This window comes from Ideonella azotifigens (assembly GCF_006519715.1).
Taxonomy (GTDB): domain Bacteria; phylum Pseudomonadota; class Gammaproteobacteria; order Burkholderiales; family Burkholderiaceae_C; genus Ideonella; species Ideonella azotifigens.
The window spans coordinates 1-5,868 of record NZ_VIDT01000343.1 but is presented as its reverse complement, the minus strand read 5'-3'; the positions used below and the strand labels follow the sequence as shown (position 1 = coordinate 5,868).

Annotated in this window: 8 protein-coding genes and 1 pseudogene; all 9 read left to right on the top strand. The window is 67.8% G+C overall.

The window, feature by feature from the left end; translation table 11 throughout:
* On the top strand, positions 1-814 hold an 814-nt coding region (locus FKP22_RS32245), incomplete at its 5' end, for a hypothetical protein (RefSeq protein WP_170200955.1).
* Entirely contained in the window at positions 807-1,103 is a 297-nt protein-coding gene (locus FKP22_RS18840; RefSeq protein WP_141289253.1) for a hypothetical protein, read from the top strand. The genes FKP22_RS32245 and FKP22_RS18840, both read left to right, overlap by 8 nt.
* Positions 1,100-1,753: a hypothetical protein gene (locus FKP22_RS18835; RefSeq protein ID WP_141289251.1), complete on the top strand. Its 654-nt coding sequence runs from the start codon at positions 1,100-1,102 to the stop codon at positions 1,751-1,753. Before FKP22_RS18840 ends, FKP22_RS18835 begins: the two co-directional genes overlap by 4 nt.
* Positions 1,754-1,767: 14 nt before the next feature.
* The gene (locus FKP22_RS18830) at positions 1,768-2,091 is read left to right on the top strand and encodes a LysM peptidoglycan-binding domain-containing protein (protein ID WP_141289249.1); all 324 of its coding nucleotides are present in this window, start codon (positions 1,768-1,770) and stop codon (positions 2,089-2,091) included.
* A 9-nt stretch (positions 2,092-2,100) separates the two neighbouring features.
* Positions 2,101-3,228, top strand: a complete 1,128-nt coding sequence (locus FKP22_RS18825) for a hypothetical protein (protein WP_141289247.1) — start codon at positions 2,101-2,103, stop codon at positions 3,226-3,228.
* Complete coding sequence (locus tag FKP22_RS18820; RefSeq protein WP_141289245.1) at positions 3,225-3,755, top strand: phage baseplate assembly protein V; 531 nt, start codon at positions 3,225-3,227, stop codon at positions 3,753-3,755. Before FKP22_RS18825 ends, FKP22_RS18820 begins: the two co-directional genes overlap by 4 nt.
* A 12-nt stretch (positions 3,756-3,767) precedes the next feature.
* Positions 3,768-4,115 (top strand): hypothetical protein, encoded by a 348-nt coding sequence (locus tag FKP22_RS18815; RefSeq protein WP_141289243.1) that lies wholly within the window; start codon positions 3,768-3,770, stop codon positions 4,113-4,115.
* A 9-nt stretch (positions 4,116-4,124) separates the two neighbouring features.
* On the top strand, positions 4,125-4,481 hold the full coding sequence (locus FKP22_RS18810) for a GPW/gp25 family protein (RefSeq protein WP_141289241.1): 357 nt from the start codon (positions 4,125-4,127) through the stop codon (positions 4,479-4,481).
* A 20-nt stretch (positions 4,482-4,501) separates the two neighbouring features.
* Positions 4,502-5,868, top strand: a pseudogene (locus FKP22_RS18805) (hypothetical protein); the annotation flags it as partial.

Genomic DNA, 5,868 nt, shown 5'->3' with positions numbered 1-5,868 from the left:
GCCGTTCATCCGCGAAGTGTTCAACCAACTCGGTGCTACCAGCTTTGATGTCGCGCTGCAGTTCATGGACAACCTGGTCAACCGCGAAATCGATCTGTTGGCGGCGCAAACAAACGGCGCGGCGATTCTCGCCATCATCCGCACCGCGCTTGCCGCGGCGCCGGCGGCGCCAAGCACGGCGCAACAAGCGAGCCTGACGCGCGCCAACCTCATGCTCGGCAGAGTTGCCGGCGTGGCGGCGACGGCCGGCCCCATGGCGATGCAAGCGCGTGCCGAAAAGACCGTCAACGTCGACACCGTCAAGCTCGACGGCTCCAACCGTAACCCCGCGACCGATGTGCGGCTCGCCGACGCGATGTTGGCGCAGTGCAATGTGCGGCTGAACCACAGTGCCGACAAGACTGCCAGCGTGGCCCAGAGCAACGCCTGGGTTGGCGCCGACAAGATCCTCGCCGGACCGTCCTGCAGCTCGGTGAGCGGCGAACAGCGCAGGCTCAGCGAGGGCGCAAAGACGGACTTCGGCCTCAACGGCAAGATCCGCGTGTTCTACGTGCGTGAGCTCGGCAGCAAAGACCGTGCCGCGTCCTGCCCGCCGGCAGGTGTCGCCGCCTTGGCCAAGAACGTCACCTGGGTCAGCAACGACGCCACCGACCGCACCCTGGGCCACGAGTTGGGCCACCAACTGATCGACTCGGGCCCCAGTGTGGACGACCACACCAAGGACGTCAGCCGGCTGATGGCAACCTCCAACGACACCAGGCTGGGTGAAACGCTGACCGACACCGAGTGCAACCGGGTCTACAAGAATGCCTGAACGCCTTGCCTTTGTGCGGCACCAGGCCGACCAAGCCCCGCTGCACCCTCCGGGAGGGCCGCTGGACGGTGCCAGGCGGGATCGCCTGGAGCCCTTGTTCAGGCGTGACGTCAGCCAGGTCCGCCAGCTTGACGCGACGGTGCGCCACAGCCAGGAGCCGCCACGCCAATACCCGCTGTCGACCCTCAGCGTGGCCGAGACGGTCGGGCTCAAAGATCCACAAGCCCTCGATACGATCGAGAAGGCCGCCGAGGCGGCGATCCAGCAAGAACGGCAAGCCTCGCCATGAGCTCCTTCCCCGGTTCCCCCCGTCTGGTTCGCGGCGGCCTGGTCCTGGTTGACCCGGCGACCGGTGCGGTGCTGCGCATCATCGCGCTGCAGTACAACCCCGACACGCTGACGCGCAGCCTGCAGGTCAAGGGCGCCGGGGCGGAAAGTGGCGACCACGTCGAGGCACTGCGGCTCAAGGGCCCGCCGGTCGAGACGATCAAGGTCGAGGCCGAGATCGACGCGACCGATGCGATGGAGGCCAACGACGGCCAGACCAACGAGGCCGGGCTGCACCCGCAGTTGGCTGCGCTCGAAACCATCGTCTACCCGACCAGCGCCCACCTCAGTGCGAACAACAGCGAGGCCGGCTCGGGCTCGCTCGAAATTGCCCCAGCCCAGGCGCCGCTGCCGCTGTTCGTCTTCGGCGCCAAACGCATCGTGCCGGTGCGCATCACCGAGCTGTCGATCACCGAAGAGGCATTCGACGCGCATCTGAACCCGACGCGTGCCAAGGTCAGCCTGGGCCTGCGGGTGCTCAGCGTCGACGACCTGGGTTTCGACGTCAAGGGCGGCAGCCTCTTCATGACTTACCTGCAGGGCAAGGAGCAACTCGCCCGCCGCGCGGCGGGTGGCAGCTTCGCCAGCTTGGGGCTAAACGGCATTCCCTGAACCGGAGTTCGATTGTGGCCAACTACAACTTCTCACCCAACAGCCGCTACTACGACACGCCGACGAAGACGCTCACCGGCGCCGACGGCGACAACCTGGTCTACCTGGCGCGTCGCTTCGTGCCGCCCGGCAGCGCCTTCGCGCTGTTGAGCATCCACACGGTCGTCTCCGGTGAACGGCTGGACATCATCGCGGGCAGCGAACTCGGTGACCCGCTGGCGTTCTGGCGCCTGTGCGATGCGAACGATGCGATGCGGCCCGACGAGTTGACCGAGCAGATCGGGCGGCGACTGCGCATCACGCTGCCGCTGGGCATTCCCGCCACGCCGCTGACCTGAGGACCACCCGTGCTCCAGGGCATCCACCTCACGCTGATGATCGGCCCGGGCCTGCCGGCGCCGGCGCCGAAGGCCGTGATCGACGCGGTCCAGTCGGTGCAGGTGACCAGCGGGAAAGACAAGAGCGGCTTCCAGATCAGCTTCGCGGTGAGCAAGCGCTCGACGCTGCTGGACACGCTGCTGCCGGCCGGCTTCTTCGACCCGATCACCACGCGCGTGATCATCGTGGTCACGCTGGGCGGCTTTCCCAATGTGCTGATGGACGGCGTGGTCACGCGGCAGGAGCTCACGCCGAGCAACGAGCCGGGCCAGTCCACGCTGACCATCACCGGCGAGGACCTGTCCGTGCTGATGGACATCGTCCAGCTCAAGCTGTCATTCCCGCAGATGAATGACACGCTGCAGGCCAACGCGGTGCTGGCGCCGTACCTGGCCTTGGGCATCGTGCCGGTGGTGATCCCGTCGTTCATCCCCGACCTGCGGATTGCCACCGAAGGCTGGGACTCGCAGACCGGCACCCACCTGGAGCTGCTCAAGGACATCGCCAGGGCAAACGGCTTTGTGTTCTACGTCGAACCCGGCCCCTTGCCCGGTCAGAGCATCGCCTACCTGGGCCCGGACATCCGCATCCCCGTGCCGCAGCCGGCGCTGTCGATCAACATGGACGCGCACACCAATGTCGAATCGCTGAGCCTCTCGCTCGACGGGCTGGCCAAGGAGACGATGGTGGTGACGATCCTCGACCCGATCACCGGCAAGGTCCCGATCCCGCTGCCGATCCCCAGCATCAGCATCTTCCAGCCGCCGCTGGGCGCGCGGCCGACACCGCCGGCCAAGATCAGCTTCACCAACGACGTTGCCGGCGTCGGCGTGCAGCGCGCGCTGAAGAAGGTGCTGGGCCGCCTGCTCAAGGGTTCGGCCAACGCGATCACCGTCTCTGGCAGCCTTGACGTGCTGCGCTACGGCCACGTGCTGCGCTCCAAGGCCCTCGTCGGCGTGCGCGGTGCCGGCATCGCCTACGACGGCCTGTACTACGTCGACAGCGTGACCCACAACCTCAAGCGCGGCGAGTTCAAGCAAAGCTTCCAGCTCAGCCGCGACGGCCTGATTTCGTTGACCCCCAAGGTGCCGGTATGACGACTGATAACCGCTATCCCGGCCTCTACCGCGCCACGGTCGCGATCAATGTCGACCCCGAGTTCCGCGGCCGGCTGATGCTGAGCATTCCGGACGTGCTGTCCTTCATGCCGTCGACCTGGGCCGAGCCCTGCACCGCGCTGGCCGGGCCTACCGGCCCGCCGATGGGTGTGTACATGGTGCCGCCGATCGGCGCTGGCGTCTGGGTGATGTTCGAGCAGGGCGACGTCAACCGGCCGGTCTGGATCGGCTGCCGCTTCGATGTCGCGGCCAACGTGCCAACCCTGGCGCTGGCCGGCAACCCGGCCGACCCGAACATCTGCATCCAGTCGCTGCTGCAGCACATGGTGATGATCAGCGACATGCCGCCGTCGCCGGTCACCGGCGGCATCATCTTGAAGAGCACGACCGGGGCGATGATCGTCGTCAACGATTCGGGCATCTACATCTCCAACGGCAAGGGCGCGATGATGACGATGATCGGCCCGACCATCGACTTCAACGTCGGTGCGCTGACCATCACATGAGGAGATGAAGCGATGCCCGGCTTCCTCCTCCATACCGGTGCGGTGGTCCAGTGCACGCACGGCATCCCGGCGCAGATCCCGCCGGTGCAGCCGCGGGTGCTGGTCAGCGGCCAGCCGGTTGCGACGATGGCGAGCCAGATGCTCGTCACCGGCTGCCCGTTCACGATCCCCGGCCCCAAGCCGCAGCCCTGCCTGACGATCAAGTGGCTGATGCCCACCACCCGCGTGCTGGTGATGGGCCAGCCGGGCATCGTGCAGCCCTCGCCCGGCACCGGCCCGGGCCTGTGCCTGAGCCCCGAACAGATCCCCAACGGCCCGCCGATGGTGAGCTTCGTGCAGCCACGCGTGTTCGCGACCTGAGGAGCCACCATGGACATCGACTTCCCGCTGCATTTCGACGCCCGAGGCCGCACGGCGAGCGCAGGCCTGGACGAGCACGTGCGCGACATGATCGAGCAGTTGGTCTTCACCAACCATGGCGAGCGGGTGAACCGGCCCGACTTCGGCAGCGGCGCGATGCAGCTGGTCTTCGCACCCAACAGCCCCGAACTGGCCGCCACCGTGCAGTTCACGCTGCAGGCCGCATTGCAGATGTGGCTGGGTGACGTGATCGACGTGGCGGACCTGACGGTGACCGCTGACGACGCGCGCTTGGTGATCGCCCTGTCCTACGTCATCAAGGCCAATGGCCAGGCGCAGACCGCCAGCTTCAGCCGCAGCCTCTGAACACCACTGCAGGAACCGCCATGGACACCACCTGCCTCAGCGATCCGCGCCGCCAGGCCGTGCGATCGGCCACTGGCCGCAACGGGCTGGACCATGTCGAGACCGGCGACGACCCGACGACGCTGGTCGCTTACTTCCTCGGCAAGCTGCCGCCCGAATTGGCCGCCGATGCGCCGGATCTGCCGCGCCACCTGGCGATCGACGGCGGCGACGTGATCACCAGCTTGAAGATCATCGACGCCGACCCGCACGTGGACCCGGACCCCGAGCGCGACGACTTCCTGGTGATCCACCTCGACCGCGAGGGCGACCGCTCGCGCTACACGCTGCGGCTGGTCGACATCCAGGGCATCGACCCGCACTACGCGTCGGCCGATTTCAGCTTCCGCATCGACTGTGCGAGCGACCTGGACTGCAAGCCGGCCTGCGACTGCGCCCCCGCGGTGCTGGACGAGCCGCGCCCGAACTACCTGGCCAAGGACTATGCAAGCCTGCGCCAGCTGATCCTCGACCGATTGGCGCTGCTGGTGCCTACCTGGCACGAGCGCCATGTGCCCGACCTCGGCATCACGCTGGTCGAGCTGCTGGCCTACGTCGGCGACTACCTCAGCTACTACCAGGACGCCGTGGGCACCGAGGCCTACCTGGGCACCGCGCGCCAGCGCATCTCGGTGCGGCGCCATTCGCGGCTGGTCGACTACCGGCTGCACGAAGGCTGCAACGCGCGCGCCTGGGTGCAGGTGGGTGTCGATGTGGACACGCCGCCTCTGGCGTATGGGCAGCTCGCGTTCGTCACGCCCTGGCGGGACGACTTGGCCGAGCTGCCGCGCCTGTTGAGTCCCGGGCAGTTGGCCAACGTGGCGCCGTCGGCCATCGAGTGGTACGAGCCTTGCGTGGCGGACGCGACGCAGACCGTGGTCTTCCGCGCCGCGCACACCCGCGTCAGCTTCTACAGCTGGGGCAGGCGCTCCTGCTGCCTGACCGCCGGCGCGACGAGCGCCACGCTGCTGGACACCTGGCTGCCCGATGGCCAGCGCGCGCTGCAGCTGCAGCCGGGCGACGTGCTGGTCTTCACCGAAGTCAAAGGCCCCCGCACGGGCCTCGAAGCCGATGCCGACCCGACGCGTCGCTGGGCCGTTCGCCTGACCGAGGTCACGCCCGGCGAAGATCCGCTGTACCCGGTCGCGTTCGGCGACGGCGAAGGCCAGCAGACCCGGCCCACGCCGGTGCTGAACATCGCCTGGGGCCGCGACGACGCATTGCCCTTTCCGCTGTGCCTGACAACCATTGGCGCGGCGCCGGGCTGCGCCTATCTTCAAGACGTGTCGGTCGCGCTCGGCAACATCGTGCTGGTGGACCATGGCCGCGGCCAGCCGCCCGAGGCCTT